The sequence below is a fragment of the Paenibacillus sp. GCM10027630 genome (genome assembly GCF_042676305.1).
GTDB lineage: Bacteria > Bacillota > Bacilli > Paenibacillales > NBRC-103111 > Paenibacillus_S.
In genome coordinates this window covers 1-21,675 of record NZ_JBHTGY010000031.1, presented here as the reverse complement: position 1 = coordinate 21,675, position 21,675 = coordinate 1, and the positions used below count along the sequence as shown (strand labels likewise).

Below are 21,675 nucleotides of genomic sequence, written 5' to 3'. Positions count from 1 at the left end.
CCATGGATTTTCGAGCAACCTCTACAAGCCCTTTTTCGACTGAATGACCTTTTCTACAGCCTGCTTTAAGGCATAACCTGCCCGATTCCAAGTTAGCTTTAGCGCATCTTGTCTGCCTTGCCGTCCTTTCTGCTTGCATAGATGAGGGTTCTGATAAGCGGTCCTCATCTGTTTTTTTAAACTGCTCCTATTCACTTCCGCCCACTGCTGCCCCTTCTCAGCAAACAAGCCGCGAAATTGGCGAGATATGGAATGCCTGCTGTTCATGCTGCTTGCAGGATTCCTCAGCTTATACGAGACTAGGAATGAATTTCTGTGAGTTAGAAAATCTTTGTGTCCGCCCCAGTCGGTTGCAATAACCGGAACTCCGCTGGATAACGATTCAAGAAACGGTAATCCAACGCCTTCTCCTCGTGTAGGTAGAACAAATGCATCACCAAGTGTATAGATGCCTCTGAGCTGCTTGGAGCTAACATGCCGTGCGATGACCTTCACCGGTGCCGTAGCCTTACGAATACCAAGTCTGCTTTTGTAATTTTTTATTCTATTCTTAATCCATGCTTCATTCTCATAGGCGGCGTATCCGTTCGTTTTTATTACCAAAAGTACATTATCGCTAGCGGAAAAAGCTTCCCAGTAAGCTCTTAATAAAGCTTCGGGATTTTTGCGGTGCTGGAAGCCAAATACAGATACAAAAATAAATTTTCCTTTTGCCTCAGGTATAGATAGCTTCTTATTGCCGGGATTATACGATTGGGAATGAACTCCATGCGGTACTATGAATATGGGAACCCTTACGCCGCTATTTCTCATAGCATGTTTGTTTTGAACCGAGGGAACGCACACAGCATCGAATTTATTCATATTGGATAACCAACGTCTAGGAATCTTTGTCGTTTCCCAAACCGTATTCAAGATGATGCGATCGTAAGCTTTTCTTTCCTTGCTCATGTTAATCGTATTAGGCGAATGATGATAGATTAATATTTTACGCTTCCTGTTGCTTCCATCATTGGACAATCTATTACGGGCAGCTCCAACTGTAACATCGACTCCCTGCCGTTTTAGCGCATTTACATATTCTCTGCTGGCTATGCCCAGACCGCTTGCTCTTTCTACAGGACCTTTCCAGACAACCTTGTAATTTGTCAACGCCCTCCCGCCTTTGCTCTGATTACATACCCTTTACGTTTGTGGAAGGAGATCGATCTATACTTTTGGGCTAACTGGTTTATCCTTGATTTGGAGATTTGTGTAACGTTCATATTTAAGCTTTTGTTCCTTGCTTTCTTTAAGAGAAGTGCTCCCGGGTTTTTGGAGTACACATAATTAGCATACGTTTCAAACTCCGAAAAGCCAAATTGCTTCGACTTGTTAATACTGTGTATGATAGCCGAATACCAGCTTCGATTAGGATGCTTCGATTCAATATCCCTCTTAAGCTTGGCAACCTTCGCTTTCTCAAACAACATATAATGGGTAACAAAAGATGTCGGTGATGGCGCCTTTCTTTTTAACAGCTTTTTATAGGTTGCAAAATATTCAGGCTGGCTCCAATTCCGGCAATAAAATACTGTTTTCTTACCGGATTTAAATACATGCGGGCGAATTAACACCGTATCAGCGTCAATAACCAAATAGTAATTGGATTTGCACAAGGAATCACCACCCAGCTTCAACAACTGCTGAAACAGCCAGCCTGAGCGATCCCATCTTTTGGAGCGATAATGGATATTCGATTTTGTAATAGGGAGCACTGTATTTTCATCGATAAATTTACATCCTTTTTTTATGCATAAATCAATTATTCTTTTCTTTCTTGGAGCAACAATCATGAAGTCCCCGATCGGATGTTTAACATTTTTTCTTACAGCATCAATAACATAGGGAAGTGTTCCTAAATCCTTCTCTATCGCCGGGATCAGAATATCTATTGTGGTCTTGCTGCTTATTGATTTTGTTCCATTAGAGGACATAGCTTCATCTCCACTTAGCAAAGTTTGGTTTATGATATGCTGTTGTAGGCGAAAAGGAATGGGCTCTGGCTGTTCCATCGGATAAGAGCTTACTTTTTGCGAAACCTTCCATTTACTCTTGCATAATGAATTACTTGGTTAAACATCCGTTTATCCTTTAACTGATTGAATATAAAAGGGTCTGGGGCCGTGTTCACTTCAAGAATCCAAGGCTTCAACTCTTTATCGACGCCTATATCGACTCCAACTTCTCTAAAGCCGGGGTAATGCTTGTTTAGATGTACGGCAATTTGATAACCCAGTCTTTTCAGATCACTTATATACTTTTGCTTCTGCTCACCTTGTACAAAACGTTCAAGCAAAGTCTCCAGCGGTAATGGCTTTCCACTATTATGGAAATTGGTGACTATCTTTTTAGGATGGGCAACTCGACCGATATAACCGCTTGCTTCCCATTTCCTTTCCCTGTTTTTTTGGACCATAATTCGTATGTCAAATACCCGGTTATTATATTTAATTAAGTGTATGCCTTTTTGGACTAAGTAGCTGCGTTTCAATTTTGATTTCGAGAGTGAGGAATACATGGCATCATAATTGTCAAAGCTCCGGGATGTTGTCCCATGTTGATACCGGTATTTCCTTCCGGTCGTAGTATGCTGCTGTTCCACCCTTATGACACCTTGCCCGAATGAACCATTAACAGGCTTCACATAAACCATCTGATACTTCTTTAGCAAAGAAAGAACACTGGATTTATTAAACAGCCTTGTTTCGGGCACATGACTACGAAGCTTATTGCTTTTTAAAAGCGCTAGCGTTTTAGTCCATTTACTAGTCAGGGTTCGAATGGCCTTCTTTTTCTGCACTGCTTTTTCACCCTTCTACAGTAGATTTTAAATTCATTAATAATCAACATACTTTATTCCAAAACGTATGGAATCGGTATGGATGAACACCTACAATCGGAGATTATTCCGAAATATTAATATTTTCTTCTTTTCTTAAATGGATTTTATGGTAAAATATCGTACGGCAAGTTAATTAGAAGCCATAATTATGGGGCAGGTTTTCTAATCAAAACTCAGTTATTGCTTACAAAGAAGGCTAAAGCCTAAGATCTAAGGAGGATCCATCGTGTCTCGCATTATTCAGGTTGATGAACGCCCCTCAATTGGGGAAAGCATTCCGCTTAGTTTGCAGCATTTATTCGCTATGTTTGGCTCCACCGTGCTGGTACCTATATTATTTAAGGTCGATCCAGCCACCATCCTGTTAATGAACGGGATCGGTACATTGCTTTACATTTTTATGACAAAAGGGAAAATCCCCGCCTTCTTAGGGTCAAGCTTCGCCTTCCTCTCTCCGGTATTCATCGTTCTGGGCTCAAAAGGCTATAGTGCGGCATTAGGCGGATTTCTCATTGTGGGATTGATATTTACAATCGTTGCGTTATTGATCCGGGCTGTTGGAACACGTTGGATTGATGTTGTGTTTCCGCCAGCCGCCATGGGAGCGATAGTATCCGTCATAGGCTTAGAGCTGGTGCCTACGGCTGCCGGTATGGCTGGCTTTATCGCTCCTAGCGATGCTCCAGCTGGCTGGGCGCCGGATCCTACCGTTATAACGGTATCTATCATTACATTGCTCGTTGGTGTTGTCGGCTCCGTTGTATTTCGAGGGCTGTTGAAGGTCATTCCGATTTTGGTATCCATCATTGTTGGTTACATAATTGCTGCTTCATTAGGCTTGGTGCATATTAGAGAAACTTTGGCGACTGCAGAATGGTTTAAGCTTCCGACTTTCTACAGCCCTACCTTTGACTGGGTGAGCATTCTCATAATCGCTCCTGCCGCTCTCGTCGTAATTGCGGAGCATATAGGTCATTTGATCGTAACGGGAAATATGGTAGGAAAGGACTTATCCAAAGACCCTGGACTCAGCAGATCCTTAATGGGAAATGGTATTTCCACAATGCTATCTTCATTGGTCGGCTCAACTCCAAATACTACCTACGGTGAAAATATTGGCGTCATGGCCATTAGCCGAGTATATTCCGTATGGGTTATTGGGGGAGCAGCGATCCTTGCGATCGTGCTATCCTTTGTCGGCAAAATATCTGCGCTGATTCAAACTATTCCGACCCCTGTCATGGGCGGCGTTTCCTTGCTGCTATTTGGCGTAATCGCTGCCTCCGGTATCCGGATGCTTGTAGAAACCAAAGTGGATTATTCCAAGCCGGTCAACCTTATTCTGACAACTGTAGTTCTTGTAATCGGCCTTAGCGGCGCGGCGTTGAAGTTAGGACACTTCGAATTGAAAGGGATGGCTCTGGCTACCATCTCCGCCATTATACTGAGCTTATTTTTCAAGCTGCTTGAAATCCTTAAGCTTGCCAATAATGATTAATCGTTAGGCAAAATACTCCGCACCCAAACAGCGGCGGCACTTCAATACCCCGGCAAGTGCTTTCTTTACAGTGGCTATTGCTACCCATAATGAATGAGTCAAACTGTTAGCTAGCGGAAGTAATTATTCCGCTATGGCATGGAAAGCGCAACAAACAGAGAGATAACGGAAGGCCTTGTTCCGTTATCTCTCGTTTTTGTGCATTTTATTCATCATCAACCCCACATAGCGGAATTCCGACTTCCGCTATCGCCTTCAATTGGAGGCGGCAGATTAAATAACGGAACTTTCAATTCCGTTTAAGTTCTTTTAGCGACATAGCTACGCCTTCCCGTTGTCCGAAGAGTATAAAATAAACTCATCGGACCATTGAATGCATAAAGACTCAAGCATTCCTGGATGTTATCCGCTTAGAAAGATACCCCGGCTTCGTACTTTGGTGCTGTTATGAACTTAAACTTTCTGGCTAATATAAAGAGCGCCCCACAGAGATCTTGAGATCTCCGTCGGGCGCTGCTTTTTTATACGGATTCTATTAAATGTTTTTCCTTGTTAAACAACATTCTTCATACTATAGCAAGATGAGCTTCGTTCATCCGATTACACTGCCCTCGTTTTATCTGAAGCGTGCTTCGCTATTTTATCCGTTTCGCATCTGCTTCAGATCATGCATCACATTTCCTAATGCCCCGGTCGGTAATCCGAACGATTCATGCAGCTTACGGTAATTGGCGAATAGCTGGTCATACTTGGTCTTGACCTCTTTATTCGGTTGAATGTATCGCTCTTGTACTTGCCCCATCGCTTGAATAGCATCGGTCAAACTGTCGTAACCACCGGCTTCCTTCCCTGCTGCAGCTGCTCCGCAAATCGCAGCTCCTAAAGCTACAGGCTGACTGGACTTGGCCAGTTTAATCTCCTTGCCCAGCACATCGGCGAAAATTTGCATTAATAAATTATTTTTTTGCGGCAACCCGCCGCAAGCATACAATGATTCAATCTTAACCCCGCCGGCCTCAAAGCACTCAACAATACGTCTCGTACCGAAAGCCGCAGCTTCCAGTAAAGCACGATACATCTCTGCCTGGGTCGTACTTAATGTAAGTCCGACCATCAGGCCTGATAATTGCGGATCCAATATCGGAGATCGGCCTCCATTCCACCAATCAAGGGCGAGGAGCCCCGATTGGCCTGGCTTCAGCTTATCCGCTTCTCTCTCCAGCCAGCTATGAACACTGATCCCCTCGGCAGCTGCCTGATGCTTTATCTCACCGGATATCGAAGTCTCGACGAACCAGGCAAACATATCCCCTACCGCCGGTTGACCTGCCTCATAAGCAAACAGTCCCGGCACAATTCCATCCTCAACAACACCGTTAACACCTTCGATGAGCTTCTCTTCATCGCTTAAAACCATGTGACATAGCGAGGTTCCCATTGCTAGCACCATGCTGGCCGGTTCAGTCACTCCACAGCCAAGCACAGCTGCATGAGCATCGATAATGGCAGTCGATACGGCTGTTCCCGGCAGAAGCCCGAGCTTCTGCGCCATCTTGGGCTCCAGTCCCCCGGCACGGATACCGACCGGATATATGGACCCGGCGAGCTTGGTTTCATACAAATGCTCTAACCGGGGATCCAGCTGCTTCATAAACTCAGTCGAAGGGTAGCCATCCGACTTATGCCATGTTCCCTTGTAGCCGGCACAGCAGCTGTTGCGTACTAGCTCACCGCATAGCTGCCATACAACCCAATCGGCTGCCTCAGCGAAATAATGTGCCGCTTGAAACACGCTGGGCGATTGCCCAGCTGTTTCAAGAATCTTAGGCAGCAGCCATTCTGAGGATATGCTGCCCCCATAACGCGGAAGGAATGCTTCTCCTCTCGCCTTCGCCAGTTCATTCATTTGCTCGGCTTGCGGTGCAGCCGCATGATGCTTCCACAGCTTAACCCAGCTGTGGGGGTCGTTCCGGTGTTCCTCTTGGAAACATAGAGGAACACCGTGTTCATTCACCGGCAGCACCGTGCATGCCGTGAAATCAATCCCGATGCCAATGACGGCATCGGGCTGTACCCCTGCCTGCTGAAGCACAGCAGGCACGGATTGGTACAGCACATCCAGGTAATCACCTGGATGCTGCAGCGCCCACTCGTGCGGGAGCCGCACCTGCGAGCCGGGAAGCTGCCGGTCGATGACGCCATGAGCATATGGCGTCACATGCGCGGCCATCTCTTCTCCGGTGCTTACATCAACAAGCACCGCTCTTCCGCTCTCCGTACCATAGTCTACGCCTATCGTATATTTTTGAATTCCGGCTTCTCTCATAAAGCTCCTGCCTCCTGCTCTACCCTATTTATATAACGGTCCCAATTGAGAGCATGCACGATAATCCGCCGACTCAAGATTCGCTGTCCCGTATGCTGTCCATACACTTGGTCTGAAAATGCGATCTTCCGCAACATTATGCATACTGACAGGAATACGCAGAATTGAAGCCAGCGTAATAAGGTTGGAGCCAATATGACCATAGCTGAGTGAGCAATGGTTGGAGCCCCATGCATTCATGACGGAATAGACGTCGCGGAATACACCTTCTCCTGTTAAGCTCGGCACAAACCAGGTTGTTGGCCAAGTTGGATTCGTTCTTTGATCCAGCACATCATGAATGTCTTGTGGAATGTCCACGGTATGGCCTTCGGCAATTTGCAGAACCGGCCCCAAGCCTTGCACGAGGTTGATACGCGCCATCGTTACTGGCATCCCGCCAAGTGTTTGATAATCCGTAGAGAATCCCCCGCCACGGAAGAAGTCAACAGCCGGACTCCAAGCGGTAGCCTTCAAGCATTCTTGCACTTCGTTTTCCGTAATCTCCCAGAAAGGCTTCATTGCCGGTTTTCCATCCTTCGTCTGACGTCCCGTACCATCGAGTGATGCAGGTCCCGAGTTAGTCAGATGAATAATTCCGTTCTGTGCAGGACCGGTCAGTTCCTTGCCTGTTACACGTTTTACTGCATCCGGGCTCCAATAAGTACGCACATCAGCAAAAATCTGGGCTGAGTCGGTCAACAGATGACCGAACAGCATCGTAACCGCATTAAGCGTATCATTTTCTGTTGAGAGAATATAAGGCTCGCGAATGCCGTTCCAATCAAAGGAAGAAGTTAAGATCGCTTCCATGAAATCCCCGTTAGGGAAGTGATCGGTCCACATCCGTTGTCCCTGAAAGCCTGCTGCAATTGCGTTGTGACCAAGCGCTTCCTCACCATAGCCCATCTCAGCTAATTTAGGGTTGCCAATCATTAAGTCTCTGGCGATCAGCGTCATTTGAACGACCGTTTCCCAATCTTGAACCTTCTCATCTGCAGTCCTTTTCAAATGCTCAGGGTTAACGTCAATACCTTCACCGCAATTTTCTTTCGTCCATTTCAAAGCTCTCTCATATTCGTCTTTGTCATAGATGCCCCGCTCCATACGCCGAACGAATTCGGTCATGTCTACGTACTCATTGCGCATGCCAAGATACTGCTGAAAAAAGGATTCGTCTGCGATACATCCGGCAATCCCCATCGATACAGAGCCAAGCGACAAATACGATTTCCCTCTTATCGAGGCTGCTGCAAGGCCGGCTTTGGCAAATTGGATGAGTTTATTCTGAACGTCATCCGGAATACTGCCATCTCCCATATCCTGAACGTCACGCCCGTAAATGCTGAATACAGGCAATCCCTTCTGGTTATGCGCTGAATTGGCCGCTGCCAAATACACCGCTCCTGGACGCTCCGTGCCGTTGAATCCCCAGATGGCTTTGGGAATATGCGGTGAAGTATCTATGGTTTCCAATGGATAACACCATGATGGTGTAACCGTTATCGACACACCAACCCCCGCTCTTTCGAATTTGGCAGCGGTTTGAGCAGCCTCTGCCACACCACCGATACACGTATCGGCTACCACACATTCTACAGGAAGGCCATTAGCATGCTTTAGCTTGCTGCTTAACAGCTCAGCAACCGCTTTCGCCATATTCATAGTTACTTCTTCCAGAGACTCACGAATTCCGCCTCTACGACCGTCAATTGCAGGACGAATGCCAATCTTGGGCATGTCGCCCACCAATCGATTTTTTACATTTTCATTACTCATGAATAATTCCTCCTATATAAAATAATTTATGAATGCATGTAAACGATAACATGAAAAATATGTGTGTTATCGTTTACACATGCTAAAAAAGAAAAGCCGCTATGAGAATTGCTTCTCTAAACGCGGTGTAAAAATACGTTTTTCCCTGCCTGTGCCTTCTCTTGCCAAACGTTTAAGCGTAAGCTCTGCAACGGCTTCCCCTATCTGAGCGGGATTCTGATATATGATGGACAGACGATGAGAGAATAAAGGTGCAGCGTCCAGTTCCCCGAAAGAAATCACTTCTACGGAGTCCAGATCCATGCCCCGTTCCTTCATGCCTAAATAAAAACCATACGTCATTTCATTGTTCGAAGAGAAAATAGCCTCTGGAGGCTCTAGTGATTCCATAAAGAAGTTGCATGCCAAAATGCCTGATCTTCTGGAATAATCCCCAGCATAATAGTTAGTCTCGGAAAATTGTGCGGCTGCCAGCTTTACAGCCTTTTGAGCACCTTCCAATCGCTCTCTGGCCGTGCTGATTTGCTGCGGACCTCCGATGACTCCAAGTCTGCTTCCATACTTGCTAAGTAAATAACCCATCGCTTCCTCAGCAGCCCCGGAGTTATCTTCTACGACCAGATCCGTGTGTACGCCTTCAATGATACGGTCAAGCAGCACAACAGTCGTCCCGGACTGGATCAAATGCTTCACAATCTCCGCATTTTGACCGGTTCCGGCCAAAATCAAAGCTTCAATTCGCATGCCCTGGAGCAATTGTATTGCTTTAAGCTCCTTATCAGGATCCTCCACTGAATCCATATAGATCAGATGGTAGCCTTTCTCTAACAGCCGCTGCTGCACAATTCGGGCTACACCCATGAAGTACGGGTTGGTCATATCCGGAAGAACAATCCCTACCGTGCGTGACTTCTCCTGCTTCAAACTGCGCGCCAGTACATTGGGTTGATAGTTAAGACCCTTCATCACCTGCTCCACATGAAGGCGTACCTGATTACTGACATAGCCGTTCCTGTTAAGAACGCGAGACACTGTTGCAGTGGATACGCCGGCTGCTTGTGCAACGTCTTTGATGGTTATTGAGCCCACACTGTATTCCTCGATCCTTTTAGCTGTACGCCATATAGTATAACGTTTACATATCATAATGTAGCATAGTCACTTTGTTTTAACAAGATCCTGTATTAAGATTTCATCCCTGTTTCATTACTTTTATCCACAGCTTGGCTATATTTTATTTAAAACCTTTCATAATCCCATTAGCTTTTCCAAAGGAGCAGACAACAAATCCGTGCCTGCTCCCCTGTTTTACAACATATACCGTTCTACTCTTCCGGTTCTCTGTACATTGTCTGTTCCTCATCATTCTGAACAAGCTGCCTCCGCTTTATAAACAGAGTCATAATGGACATAACTGCTAAACCACCGACAAACCCACCTGCATGTGCATAAATATCGACATTTGGAATAACAAGCGAATACACAAAGCCCATAATGACAATAATCCTTACCGTTTGTTTCGTCTGATAGTCGATCAGATCCTTTCGGAGTACCGACATGTACAAGTAAGCCCCGTAAACACCGTATATAGCCCCTGATGCCCCGGCTCCAATATAATATCCCGGGTGCAGCCAGGCACTGACTATATTGCCAATAATGCCGCATGCCAGATAGAACAGTGCGTAACGCCAAGCACCCAGCATTCGTTCGAGCGGTGCCGCGAACACATACAACGCGAAGCTGTTAAACAGCAAATGCTGGAATCCAATATGAAGAAAAATCGATGACACATAACGCCACGGCTCCGGACGTAGATTAGGAAGATCGAACATGGCCCCAAAATGAAGCAAGGTTGCATTATCCTTAGATGATCCATACCATTCCATTGCAGCCATAGCAAGTAAATGGATCACAATAATAACGGTCGTAACAGGATACAACCGGACGTACTGTTTTAAGCTTTCCCTTCTTGCAAACACATACCTCTTCCCTTCCGCTCCTGCTGTTATTCTCCCCTAGGAGTCTGTCCGACGGAAGCAAATCCGTGAATATATATTCACAAAAATCAAATCGCCGGATAGACTCCTGTTAGAGGTTGTTCAAAGCCCCTTGTCGTACTCTCCCTATTATAGCGCAATTGCTTCTCCATGAAAAAAAGCACCTTGCTCCTCTGGATAATGGCGACTTTCGTCACTTCCATAACCATTTTTGCATAAGTGCACTCTATTACTATTTATTTAATCACATCTTAAACTTCCAGCTTAAAGTTATGCTTCAGATGCTCTGAAATCGATGTAAAATTAAAGCTTCTCAGGATATCTTCCAGCTTGGCTTCAGTTCCGCCTATATTATAATAGTGGATAAAATGCTCCTTGCGCGGAAGTATCAGCTTCGCTTCGTTAACATTAACCTCTCTCGGGTGCAAATAAACAATAGAGCTTTTACCTTGCCGATTTGCTGAGCGAATGACTTGTTTAATAAAAAATTTTGGGAAAAAGCGGAAATAGAAACCGCCAGAGTAACCCATATTTTTTCCAGTCAGCTTCATAACCGACATTGGGACTTCATACAGATTAAGCTCTCGTCCATTCACTCTTGGCTTATGAATTTCCGTTGGTGCTGTGGGAATTCCATACAGAAAGGTCTTTACCGGAAAAATACTGGCATCATACTTTAACCCTAGCTCCTCAAGCGCTTCAAGATAATGCAGATTGCTTTCCACAATGGACCATGACGGTGCACGGTACCCTAATACCTTAGTTCCGGTTATATCCTCCAGAATATCCACGGACTTTTTCACATCAGCCTTAAACTCTTGAATGTTCTGCTTGTACGCTAACTCATGAGCATAACCATGGGATGCAACATCATGCCCTTCCCGCGCTATCGCTTTGACAACATCCGGAAAATGCTCCCCGATATAGCCAAGCACAAAAAACGTAGCCTTGCAGCCTGTCTCTCTGCATAATCGTAGAAGCGTATCCATGTTTGATCTGAAATGGGACGGTTGGCTAAGATCGGGCTTCACATCATCATAATTGGCGTGAAACCATTCCTCAATGTCAAAGGTCAGCATATTTTTAACGCTTGGATTGCGTGAGGATACTTGAGAAGCTCCGCTATATGTTGCTTCCTGTTTAGTCAATTTTCTTTCTCCCTTTTATCGCAAACGAGGTGCTCAGCGTATTCGAGAAAAGCCCTGTCCCATTGCCTGTCGTCACAAATTTGAAAGGATGATATATGTTTAAAAACTGTATTTGTTCAAATCCGTGAGCTTCGAATACCTTCTTCAGTTCATCCATTGCGTACATTTTGTCAAACTTCTTGCTCTTCTCAAATAATCTTAATATTTTTCTTTGAAGGGAGCCTTTATTTAAGGTCTGAATAAGAAGTGTTCCTCCAGGCTTGGTAACCCTTGCCAGCTCTTCAATAACAGCCTTATATTGTTCAATTAGCTGTATAACGCCGATGCATAATACTACATCAAACTTCTTGGATTCAAAATGCAAAGCCGTCAAATCATCAGCTGATGTTTTCAGACCTCTGCCCGCGGCAAATTCAAGGCTTTTCTCTGAAAAGTCCACGCCATATACGGTATTTTGTTTAACTAAAGGCTCACTGAAAGCTCCAACTCCGCAGCCGGCATCCAGAATTTCCTTACCTTTATATTCTCCCAGCCAGCGCAAGGTATTATCTCTCTGCATAAAAAAGCTTTCGTCATCGAAATAGTCGGATGATTTGACAGACGCTCCATGAACCTCTGCCTTTTTGTCAAAGTACTGCTTCCAGTTAGAACTACTCATTGTTATTGCATCCTCCGATTATGAAAAAATATGCTACGCAGCAAGCTTTCCTTCGGAAAGCCCAGACTATCCTTTCGAAGCAAGCTTTCCTTTGGAAAGCTCTTAAGGCAACAAATACTTGATCAGCTGTTTACCTACTCTGTCGGTAATGAAGCTCGGAGTAACTTTCCAGAGCTGAACAAAAAAACTCAGGCTTTCTCTATCGGGCGGACCCGATTCCTTGCCGCTTCCATTATAAACCAGATACTTGAGCTGCTCGGGTTTTGCTCCCCACTGCTCCTTGTATTTGTACGTTCCCGAACCCGTCTGAGATCTCCCCAGATCCAGAAACTTCAATCCGGTTCTTATGCCCAAGCGGACAGCTTCCCAGTACATAAAGTTGTTCAAGTACTTATTGTTATACTCGGATAGATTGGCTCCATACGGATAATAAAGCGTTGAGTTCGAAGGGCTTGCAAGCAAAATCATCCCTCCTACCACTTCCCCGGTCTGATTATCGAGAACCGACAACAAGAAAGCATGCTCAGGCAGGTACTCAAGAAAGCTCTTGAAAAAGCGGATGTCCTGGGCTGGAGAACCAAGCTGCTTCATTCGTTTCACATACACTTTATAAAAAGCGTCCATATGTGCAGGGTCGAAGGATACCGAGAACCAGTTATTTTTATATACCTTGCGAACATGATTTCTATTGCTGCCAGTAGATTGTGACAGCACCTCTTCCTCAGTGTCAGAGAGAGACAGCACGAAGGTATGATTATGAAGATTCAAGCTCCACTCGGAGCTATCAAGGTTTTGATCCTTTAACCGCAGCTCAATGTAATTAAGACGATGCTTGTCTTTTAATTTTATCAGAGAATCCAGAGTAAACTTGAAGGATTCCTCACTGTCAGCGCAAATGTCGGTATAGTTAACAAAAGGAAGCGAAACACCGACTTTTTTCAGACCTAGATTACGGCCAGCTATAAGTGGAATTATCGCACAAATACGGTTCTGCTCATTAAGAATGACATGATATTTGCACCTGTAGCCGAATGAGCTTACCAGAATTTGTCTGAATGCAGTGGTATGAAACACCGTGCCCTTCGACCATGCAAATCTATCCCACTCATCCTTCATGGCGTCGGTATATGCAACACACCTGAACATGAATAGTTATCCTTTCAACCAAAAAAATACACCTACTAGAATAAAGCCGGTACCCGCCCATTTCATCATACTGATCTGCTCATTGAACACGAGAAGGGACACGGCAATCAGCAAAACATATTGAGCGCTGGATACAAAAGTAACATAGCTTAAATCGAACTTGGACAAGCAATAGATCCATAGAACAGCAGCCATGGCATATAGAGCAAAGCCCGATACGATAAGCGGCGATGTCAAATAACCAAGTATAATCCCCATTAAAGGTCCATCGAAGGGAACCGATTTACTGCCCAGCTTCAGTACTGTATTTGCAATCACTGTCATAGTCATACTGCCAAAAAGCAATAAATAATTAATTATTGTTCACCCTCGCTAATTTTCTTCTCAAGCTGCTCCAGCCTTAGCTTGGTTAAGCCTAATTCCTGAGTCAATGCTTTGTTATGCATCTTCAATCCCGATATACTTACGCTCATATTAAGCAGCAGCAAATATGCGCTGGCGATAAGTATCGCAAAAAAAGCAGATGGCCCATAATCAATGCCAATCAGCTCAGAGAACCAATCTATCAATTCCCTGAAAATAGACATGACTAATGTAAATAATCCAATGAGGAACCATACCAAAGAATATTTTTCCCTAAGCAATCTTGCTCGAACCATTAAAAAAACCGATATTATCATGATCAGACTGAAGGCTACTCCCATCAGCTGTACATTGTAGAAATGTCCGCTGTCTATGACGCTTTCACCACCTTGTCCTGGTATAGGAGAAGAATATGGACAATATAACCTTCGCCATATAATATGGACTTTTTATCGGTGTTATTGAGGACGTACCATGCTCACGTTCCTTCATTTCAACACCTACTTCACTAATACGGAGCCCGTGTTTTTTCAGCAGGATAATGGCATCCGGCTCTGGATAATCATCAGGATAGTATTTGGACAATAATTGTATACTTTTTCTATTATACATCCGAAAACCTGATGTACTATCCGTAACTCTGGTATTTATCAGAAGTCTGAACAAATAATAGAACACCTTAATGCCCAATCTTCTGGACCACGTAGTTTGGAAAGATTTGATGTCCAGGAACCTTGAGCCAATAACCATATCGCTGCCGCTTTGAACCATAGCCTCATATAGCTTGATCACCTCTTTGGGCATATGCTGCCCATCGCCGTCAACCTGCACCATATAATCATAACCATTAGCCCAAGCATATTTAAATCCGGTTTGCACCGCTCCTCCAATGCCCAGGTTATAGGGTAAATCCACAACCTTAACACCCTCCGCCTTCCTGGCATTAACGGAGGTACCGTCGAGAGAGCAATCATTGATAACCAAAATATCATAATCGGCTCCACTTTCCCGGATATCCCAAATTACCTTCTGGATGTTGTTCTGTTCATTATAAGCAGGAACAACAATTAGTATTTTTTCTTGGCCCATAGCAGCTTCCCCGCATAATTATTTATAATAGTCTTCGCTCCGTGAATAATGGTGTCTACGCCATAAGCAGCCGCAATAGCGAGAAAAGGCAAGGCAGGCGCCTTATATCTGTACACTCCGTCGATAAAGATAAGAATGCAGAACCCATAGACAGCAAGTGCAACCAGCCATACAATTGAAGCCTTTCTGAACAGCCCATTAACTATGGAAGCAATGGTTCCGGTCAAGAACAATACTGTTGGCAGAACATACCAGAAGAAACGGGTAATCCCACGAAAAGTACTTAAGTCTGTCTCCCATACCCACCAACCAAGGAAGGCAATAGCCCTTCTCCCGTATAATATTAACACATGATCCCAGTTATTTATTAAAAAGCTTAAAATAAGGCTTCCAAATATGTTAATAGTATAATCTGGTTTGAACGTATAATCATGTGTAGATTCCTTGTCATAGATCCAGCCATGTGCATAAATATTATACAACACAAGCTTGGCATTATACTGTAAAGATTCTATGAGCGGATTAAGCTTGTCACCGACAATCATATAAATAAGAACCGCGACTGCAGCACCCACAACGGCCCCGATAACCAGCCTGTATTTTTTAGCCAAATCCAGAAGCACTTGCTTATCAATTCTAAACAGAAAATAAATCATAATAAAAGCTAACGATATGACCCCAGTCGGTCTAAAAACCATCATATACAACGAGGTCAATACAAATAAAATCGTGTAGATTCTTTTTTTCGATTCTAAAGACATGAGAAGGAAATAAACACATAATAGGAGCAGACTTATAAAAAAGCTGTCTGAAAGGATATAAGTAGACCATTTGGTAATATTCCATGAATAGGAATAGAAAAGGGATGCTACAACAGCCGTTCTTCTATTAAATAGCATTCGTGCGATTTTATAAACCAGAATTACACTCAATCCTGCCGTCAGCGCTTGTATGAATATAATAGCGACGGGGTCTTTGAATATAGCTAGCAGCAGCGTAAGCAGAACATTGTAACCAAGATATAAGATATCATTCATATGCAAACCGATTTGAAAGTTGGTCATCAAAGCGTTTGCATATTCTATATACCACTGCGAATCTTCAGAATCAGGAAAGCCTTTGCCTGAGGCATATATACGGATGAAATTCCCAAGCCTCATTGCAAGGGAGAATAGTACTAGAGGTATAATATATAGGAACTCGCGATCCCTGTATTTAAGATATAGTTGGTACACTAATTACACAGCTCCAAGTCACAGCATAAGTTGTATCACAATGTATAAATATTACATACGGAACCGTAAAATGGCAAGAATTAATTTACATACCGGACTCAACTTCCGTATTCCTTCTTGTCCTCGCCAACAGTTTAAGCGTTAATTTTTTGCCGATCACAAAGGCTTCGTGAAGCACTCTCTCAAGCCCATACGCAACCACTATCATAATAAACGGTAAGCTAGGCGCTTTGTACCTGTACATGCCATCAATAAATAAAATAATACAAAAAACAAAAACAGCAAGTATGACCAGCCACAGAATAGACACTTTTCTAAAAATGCCTTTCGCTATCGCTGCAATGGTCCCGATCAAAAACAGAGTGGCCGGCAGTAAATACCACCCCAACCTTACATAGCTCCGTACACCGGTTAACTTAATATCCCAAGCCCATTTCCCTATAAATGCGATAATTCGTTTTCCATATAAGACACTAACATGATCCCAGTTGTTTAAAATAAAGCTTAGTATCAAGCTATTCAGCACATTAATTGTATAATCCGGCTTGAAAAAATAGTCATAGGGAGATGGTCTGTCATAAATCCACCCTTTTGCATAAACGTTGTATAACACCATTTTTGCATTAAACTGCATAGAGGATAGGAATGGGTCCAATTTACTTCCGGAAAATAAATATATACCTGCGATAACGCCAGTAGTCAAGGAACCTCCAATTACAAACCGGTGCTTCTTTACAAATCCCCACAGCTTCTGTTTATCAAGGTTAATTAGGATATAGATCATAATAAAGAACAAGGAAACTACGCCTGTCGGTCTAAATACAAGTATATAAAGAGAGGATAATATAAACAGAACTTTGTATACGCTTTTATTGGACTGCATAAATTTGAGGAGTAAATAAACATTTAATAGAAGAAGGCTGATGAAAAAACTGTCAGACAGGATGTACATCGACCAAAGGGTTATTGTCCACGAATAATAATAATAAAAAAATGAGGCTATGATTGCAGTTGCTTTATTGAATAACATTCGTGAGATCTTGTATACAAAAATGATACTAAGACCAGCAGTAACCGCTTGAATAAAGATGACAGCAAGAGGGTCCTTAAATATTCCAAGGAGCAAAGCAAGAAGGAGATTATACCCAATATACATAATATCGTTCATTTGCAGTCCAATTTGAAAATTTGACAACAAAGAATTCGCATAATTGATGTACCACTGGGTGTCGTCAGACTGTGGAAAACCTTTACCGGAGTTAAGTAGGTAAAAAAAATACTGCAATCTCACGTCCAGAGAAAGCAGAGCAAACGGTATGATGAATATAAAGTCTCGATCTTTGTACCTATGAAATAGTTGGGTTAGTTGGTGCACTGTTTACACGTCTCCAAGTGGCAGCATATGTTTTATTGATGTAAGTGATTTTTATTATGACATATTTATTGGATCATTCACAAGATGTATTTCTGTGGAAATGAACTATTTTTACAAAAAATTTATAGATTCATAGATTGCGGCAATCAATTGATATAACAGGGTTTGCAGCAATGGATGAGGAAGAAAGACCGAAAAATATTTTCGGCCCCCACCTTATCTTCTATTGGCCCTGAATTTCCCATCGCTCCAATAATAGTCATAATAAAGCTCTAATATGACCGTTAATTGAACCCATGCTTGTGGAAGCTCCACAATGGGTTTTAGACCCTTGACTATTTAGGACGATAGTACCATTCTGCCCTAGGTTGTAAAGACCTTACATCCCGTGTAGGATTGCTTAGAACGATTATTTTTTAAGGGTTCTCTCCTCTCCTGCTTTATTCGTGTCTATTCGCCAACCATTATTCATCACTTCTGTATACCCGTTCATTATCGTAATGGATTTCCATCGGTTTTATAGCCAGCCCCATGCCATCCACCAAGCCTTGCAGATAAATGATTTTTTCTTTGTCTGGTGGCTGCTTGGCTGAAATCTCGGATAGCTTTCTCCTGAAATTGACCTCCGTACTCTCAAGTTTCTGAATCATTTCTTTAATATCAGCTGCAGCTCCCTGGCAATCCTTAAAATCACCATCTTTAAAATCTCCTTGATTCCTATCCATCAGGTCTTGAATAAACCTCTGCAATTGTTCGCCCACGGCATTCATCTCCCTCTACCCCTATATGTTCTGATCATCAAATGATTGTTATTCATGCCAATTCAAACAGGTTCAAAAAAAACTGATTGGCGCTAGCAAGCACTCCCAAATCGCAAAAAGGTTCCAATATCATTCATTCTACTAGGTGTGCTATACTTAAGACTGCATTTACAAGATGTTAATAATACAAATGTGGTGATATATATGGGGGATTTACAGCTTGCAATTCAAAATCATGGTATGAAAGCAGCCAGACGAATGCCATTGCTTTTATGGTCAATCTGGATTGTATTTCTAGTGGAATTAATGAGTAGAGGCGGTTGGGGGGAAACCTTTAGCTGGACGTTTCATGCAATACCAGAGCTTGTTCTAAATGCAGTCGTCGTGTTGGGCTTTCTATTTTTGTTAACAGCTATTACCGGCAGAGTTCATCTCTCGTTCTGGCTGGTGGCCAGTACCTGTTTGGCTTTGGGGTTAATCAGCGGCATTAAGCTGGAGATATTAGGTGTCCCTTTTCTGCCCTGGGATGTGCTTTTAACAAGTGAGACCAAAGACATGGCGCAGTATCTCAAAGGCCTGCTTAACTTCACCGTCATTTCTGGCTCCATCTCGTTTGTAGTCATCAGCTTTCTACTGTTGTATAAGCTTCCCCGAATTTCGTTTATTTTTCACTGGAAACATCGTGTAGCTATGGGGATTGCTTCGCTGCTCCTATTAACCTTGATCTATACGGATGGATCGATGTCGCTAAAAAGACTTGCCCATATTCAAAATCTAGCATGGGACCAGACGGAAAACGTTCGGACAAACGGATTTCTTCTATCAACGATCATGAATTTACAGTTTCTCTTTTTGAACCAACCCGAAGGCTATGATCAAGAATCCATTCGTTCCGTTTATCATTCTGTAACACCGGCTGTACCCGTACCTGCTGAACGTAAACCTAACATTATTGTCGTTCTTAGTGAATCCTTCTGGGATGCGACACAAATTAAGGATGTTACCTTCAGTCGTGATCCGCTTCCTTTCTTTCATGAGTTAATGGATAAATACAGCAGCGGCACCATGCTTTCTCCCCAGTACGGTGGAGGGACTGCCAATGTAGAGTTCGAAGTGCTGACAGGAAACTCTATGCGTTTCTTACCGCAAGGCTCCATTCCTTATAATCAGTACATTAATAAAGATGTCGATTCATTAGGGAGTATTTTGGCCCGACAAGGCTATGCATCTACTGCCATTAATGCTTTCCACAGTTGGTTTTATAATAGTAAAAAGGTGTATGAAAACTTCGGGTTTAACAAGTATGTGCCTATGGAATTTTTCAAACCCGAATACGAAGGTCCCTATATAGCCGATAGAGAAGTTGCCAAGCAAATTATTGATGCCAGTACGCTTACAGAAGGACCGGACTTTATTTTTGCCAATACAATGGAGAATCACTACCACTATTACCCTGGTAAATTCAAGGAAAATACAATTGAAGTGACGGGAGTCACAGGTGAGACAAAAGGTCTGCTCGAAACTTATGCACAAGGATTACTGGGCGCAGATGATATGCTGAAACGATTGATAACTCATTATGAAAGCATCGATGAACCTACCATCCTCTTGTTCTTTGGGGATCATCTGCCTAGTCTGGGGGAAAACTACAAGGCGTACAAAGAGAGCGGCTACTTAAGTGAAAATGATCCCGACTTTCTTGATAAAATGTATCGGGTTCCCGTTCTCGTATGGAATAATTACTTGCCTAAACAAAAGGATACGCTCAATATGAGCCCTTCCTTTGTAGCTCCATACTTATTAAAATTAGCTCAAAGACCTGGCAGCTACTACACGGACTATTTGTACCAGCTGTCGCAGAACATCCCGGTAATTCCTCCGGAAAACCGTTATGAGGACATGAACATAAACAAGGAAGACCTTAAAACTTATGAAAAACTGCAGTACGACATTATTTTTGGAAAACAGTACGGTTACGAGGAAATGAACAGCAAAATTAAGGACAGCAGTTATATACTGGGTCAAGGCCGAATGGTAATCGATGCGGTAAAAACAGAAGCTTCAACTAGTGGAAATGTTCTAAAGATTACAGGTAAAGACCTTCCTTATAACAGTATGGTAACTATTAATGGCGAGCTGTTACCGGCACAATGGACCAGTAATCATGAGTTAACGGCTCAATTATCGCCTAACAAGAAAATGAATTATCCTTTGAAGGTTGAAATTATAGTCAAAGATTCCAAGGATAAAGTTATCGCCAAATCAAACGAATTTACTTATTCACAAGCCATGGCAAGCAGAGATATGTAAGCTGACAAGCAAGGAACCCTTAAATAAGGGTTCCTTGCTTGTTTATTACTCTGCGCGGGGGGTTGTCAACCCATCGTCATGAAACGCCGCACGCACGCTAGGAATTCATGCACATTGGAGCGGTCGGATAAAGATTTTCTCCTGTAAAGATTTCAAACTCTGTCATCGGCTTTACATCAAAATCGATGTATGTTGAAAGGCATCAACCAGCCATGAGCTCCTAACGGGAAAACATACTGTTAATTATAGTCCATGTGGGTCCAAATCTATAAACAACTGGAAATCATCACGCTAATTCCACCCGCCTAACAGGATATCCCTAATTATTGCTTTAATTAGATGGAGCTATTCCAGTTAGACTCCTTACCGAGGCTAAAAAGGGAAAATTAGCTCCAGAAATTCCAGTTACCTTCAACTGTCCATTTCAACTTCATTCTTGAGTGCTGCAATATTTTAAACTTCCCCTAATGTTCAAAGAACCCACGAAAATTTCGTGGGTTCTTCTGGGTTTAAACATGTATGTAAGCGTAAGTTAGTTTCGTTAAATGATAGAAAATTGGTTGCGGGGGCAGGATTTGAACCTGCGGCCTTCGGGTTATGAGCCCGACGAGCTACCGGGCTGCTCCACCCCGCGTTAATAATACAGAACCCACACAAAATTGTGTGGGTTTTTGCTTGGCAACGTCCTACTCTCCCAAGACCCTGCGGTCTAAGTACCATTGGCGCTGGAGGGCTTAACGGTCGTGTTCGAGATGGGAACGCGTGGTTCCCCTCCGCCATCATCACCAAACGGAATTTATATTTTTCGGGGCCCCCGGAAAGTAATCGGAATACGCTTCAGCGCTCTTCTTCACTTTGTGGGGTAACGTATTGCACCCTGAAAACTAGATCCGAAACAAGCAGCGTCGAGCAACGCTATATATTTTTCACGGTTTCCTCACAAGATATTCGGAGTCAGCTTTAACGCTTCTCTCCACTTTGTGAAGGTATTCTTGGATAAGCCCTCGACCGATTAGTATTCGTCAGCTCCATACCTTGCGGCACTTCCACCCCGAACCTATCAACCT

At 43.3% G+C, this 21,675-nt stretch carries 18 protein-coding genes, 1 tRNA gene and 1 rRNA gene; 2 read left to right on the top strand and 18 right to left on the bottom strand.

All coding sequences use genetic code 11. From position 1 onward, the window contains the following. Positions 1-21: 21 nt before the first annotated feature. The 3 genes from ACFQ0C_RS13835 to ACFQ0C_RS13825 all read right to left on the bottom strand — a co-directional run bounded on the left by ACFQ0C_RS13835 (position 22) and on the right by ACFQ0C_RS13825 (position 2,842). Positions 22-1,152 (bottom strand): glycosyltransferase family 4 protein, encoded by a 1,131-nt coding sequence (locus tag ACFQ0C_RS13835; protein WP_379367675.1) that lies wholly within the window; start codon positions 1,150-1,152, stop codon positions 22-24. Further along, the gene (locus tag ACFQ0C_RS13830) at positions 1,149-1,976 is read right to left on the bottom strand and encodes a DUF6492 family protein (RefSeq protein ID WP_379367673.1); all 828 of its coding nucleotides are present in this window, start codon (positions 1,974-1,976) and stop codon (positions 1,149-1,151) included. Before ACFQ0C_RS13830 ends, ACFQ0C_RS13835 begins: the two co-directional genes overlap by 4 nt. Positions 1,977-2,065: 89 nt before the next feature. Beyond that, the gene (locus tag ACFQ0C_RS13825; protein ID WP_379367671.1) at positions 2,066-2,842 is read right to left on the bottom strand and encodes a YheC/YheD family protein; all 777 of its coding nucleotides are present in this window, start codon (positions 2,840-2,842) and stop codon (positions 2,066-2,068) included. A gap of 268 nt (positions 2,843-3,110) precedes the next feature. Here ACFQ0C_RS13825 and uraA point away from each other — a divergent pair, with 268 nt between their 5' ends. Continuing rightward, positions 3,111-4,382 carry a uracil permease gene (gene uraA / locus ACFQ0C_RS13820; RefSeq protein WP_258218249.1) on the top strand — a complete coding sequence of 424 codons (1,272 nt, stop codon included), beginning with the start codon at positions 3,111-3,113 and terminating at the stop codon, positions 4,380-4,382. Positions 4,383-5,022: 640 nt separating this feature from the next. Here the strand turns inward: uraA and ACFQ0C_RS13815 are convergent. From ACFQ0C_RS13815 to ACFQ0C_RS13755, 13 genes are all read right to left on the bottom strand, one after another. Continuing rightward, a complete protein-coding gene (locus ACFQ0C_RS13815; protein WP_379367668.1) occupies positions 5,023-6,708 on the bottom strand; it encodes a ribulokinase in 1,686 nt (561 codons plus the stop codon). A 24-nt stretch (positions 6,709-6,732) separates the two neighbouring features. Continuing rightward, positions 6,733-8,526, bottom strand: a complete 1,794-nt coding sequence (locus ACFQ0C_RS13810; protein WP_379367666.1) for an L-fucose isomerase — start codon at positions 8,524-8,526, stop codon at positions 6,733-6,735. A 99-nt stretch (positions 8,527-8,625) separates the two neighbouring features. Then, a complete protein-coding gene (locus ACFQ0C_RS13805; RefSeq protein ID WP_379367664.1) occupies positions 8,626-9,615 on the bottom strand; it encodes a LacI family DNA-binding transcriptional regulator in 990 nt (329 codons plus the stop codon). Between the two features lie 236 nt (positions 9,616-9,851). Beyond that, positions 9,852-10,505 (bottom strand): rhomboid family intramembrane serine protease, encoded by a 654-nt coding sequence (locus ACFQ0C_RS13800; protein WP_379367662.1) that lies wholly within the window; start codon positions 10,503-10,505, stop codon positions 9,852-9,854. Positions 10,506-10,774: 269 nt separating this feature from the next. Next, entirely contained in the window at positions 10,775-11,671 is an 897-nt protein-coding gene (locus ACFQ0C_RS13795) for a polysaccharide deacetylase family protein (protein WP_379367660.1), read from the bottom strand. After that, the gene (locus ACFQ0C_RS13790) at positions 11,664-12,329 is read right to left on the bottom strand and encodes a class I SAM-dependent methyltransferase (protein WP_258218243.1); all 666 of its coding nucleotides are present in this window, start codon (positions 12,327-12,329) and stop codon (positions 11,664-11,666) included. Before ACFQ0C_RS13790 ends, ACFQ0C_RS13795 begins: the two co-directional genes overlap by 8 nt. 102 nt (positions 12,330-12,431) lie before the next feature. Then, entirely contained in the window at positions 12,432-13,475 is a 1,044-nt protein-coding gene (locus ACFQ0C_RS13785; RefSeq protein ID WP_379367658.1) for a GNAT family N-acetyltransferase, read from the bottom strand. Between the two features lie 6 nt (positions 13,476-13,481). Beyond that, positions 13,482-13,799: an EamA family transporter gene (locus ACFQ0C_RS13780; protein WP_258218241.1), complete on the bottom strand. Its 318-nt coding sequence runs from the start codon at positions 13,797-13,799 to the stop codon at positions 13,482-13,484. A gap of 32 nt (positions 13,800-13,831) precedes the next feature. Beyond that, positions 13,832-14,179, bottom strand: coding sequence for a DUF2304 domain-containing protein (locus ACFQ0C_RS13775; RefSeq protein WP_258218240.1), 348 nt, complete (start codon positions 14,177-14,179; stop codon positions 13,832-13,834). Between the two features lie 40 nt (positions 14,180-14,219). Beyond that, on the bottom strand, positions 14,220-14,927 hold the full coding sequence (locus ACFQ0C_RS13770) for a glycosyltransferase family 2 protein (protein WP_379367656.1): 708 nt from the start codon (positions 14,925-14,927) through the stop codon (positions 14,220-14,222). Further along, on the bottom strand, positions 14,906-16,162 hold the full coding sequence (locus ACFQ0C_RS13765; RefSeq protein ID WP_379367654.1) for a glycosyltransferase family 39 protein: 1,257 nt from the start codon (positions 16,160-16,162) through the stop codon (positions 14,906-14,908). The genes ACFQ0C_RS13770 and ACFQ0C_RS13765 overlap by 22 nt, the downstream gene beginning before the upstream one ends. 85 nt (positions 16,163-16,247) lie before the next feature. Then, entirely contained in the window at positions 16,248-17,357 is a 1,110-nt protein-coding gene (locus ACFQ0C_RS13760) for a glycosyltransferase family 39 protein (protein ID WP_379367652.1), read from the bottom strand. Between the two features lie 644 nt (positions 17,358-18,001). Next, the gene (locus ACFQ0C_RS13755) at positions 18,002-18,298 is read right to left on the bottom strand and encodes a hypothetical protein (RefSeq protein ID WP_379367650.1); all 297 of its coding nucleotides are present in this window, start codon (positions 18,296-18,298) and stop codon (positions 18,002-18,004) included. Positions 18,299-18,502: 204 nt separating this feature from the next. Here ACFQ0C_RS13755 and ACFQ0C_RS13750 point away from each other — a divergent pair, with 204 nt between their 5' ends. Beyond that, on the top strand, positions 18,503-20,608 hold the full coding sequence (locus tag ACFQ0C_RS13750) for an LTA synthase family protein (RefSeq protein ID WP_379367648.1): 2,106 nt from the start codon (positions 18,503-18,505) through the stop codon (positions 20,606-20,608). Between the two features lie 557 nt (positions 20,609-21,165). On the opposite strand, the gene ACFQ0C_RS13745 is transcribed toward ACFQ0C_RS13750, so the two are convergent. Together ACFQ0C_RS13745 and rrf are read right to left on the bottom strand one after the other, a co-directional pair. After that, positions 21,166-21,242, bottom strand: a tRNA-Met gene (locus ACFQ0C_RS13745). A gap of 39 nt (positions 21,243-21,281) precedes the next feature. Next, positions 21,282-21,398, bottom strand: a 5S ribosomal RNA gene (gene rrf / locus ACFQ0C_RS13740). Between the last annotated feature and the right edge of the window lie 277 nt (positions 21,399-21,675).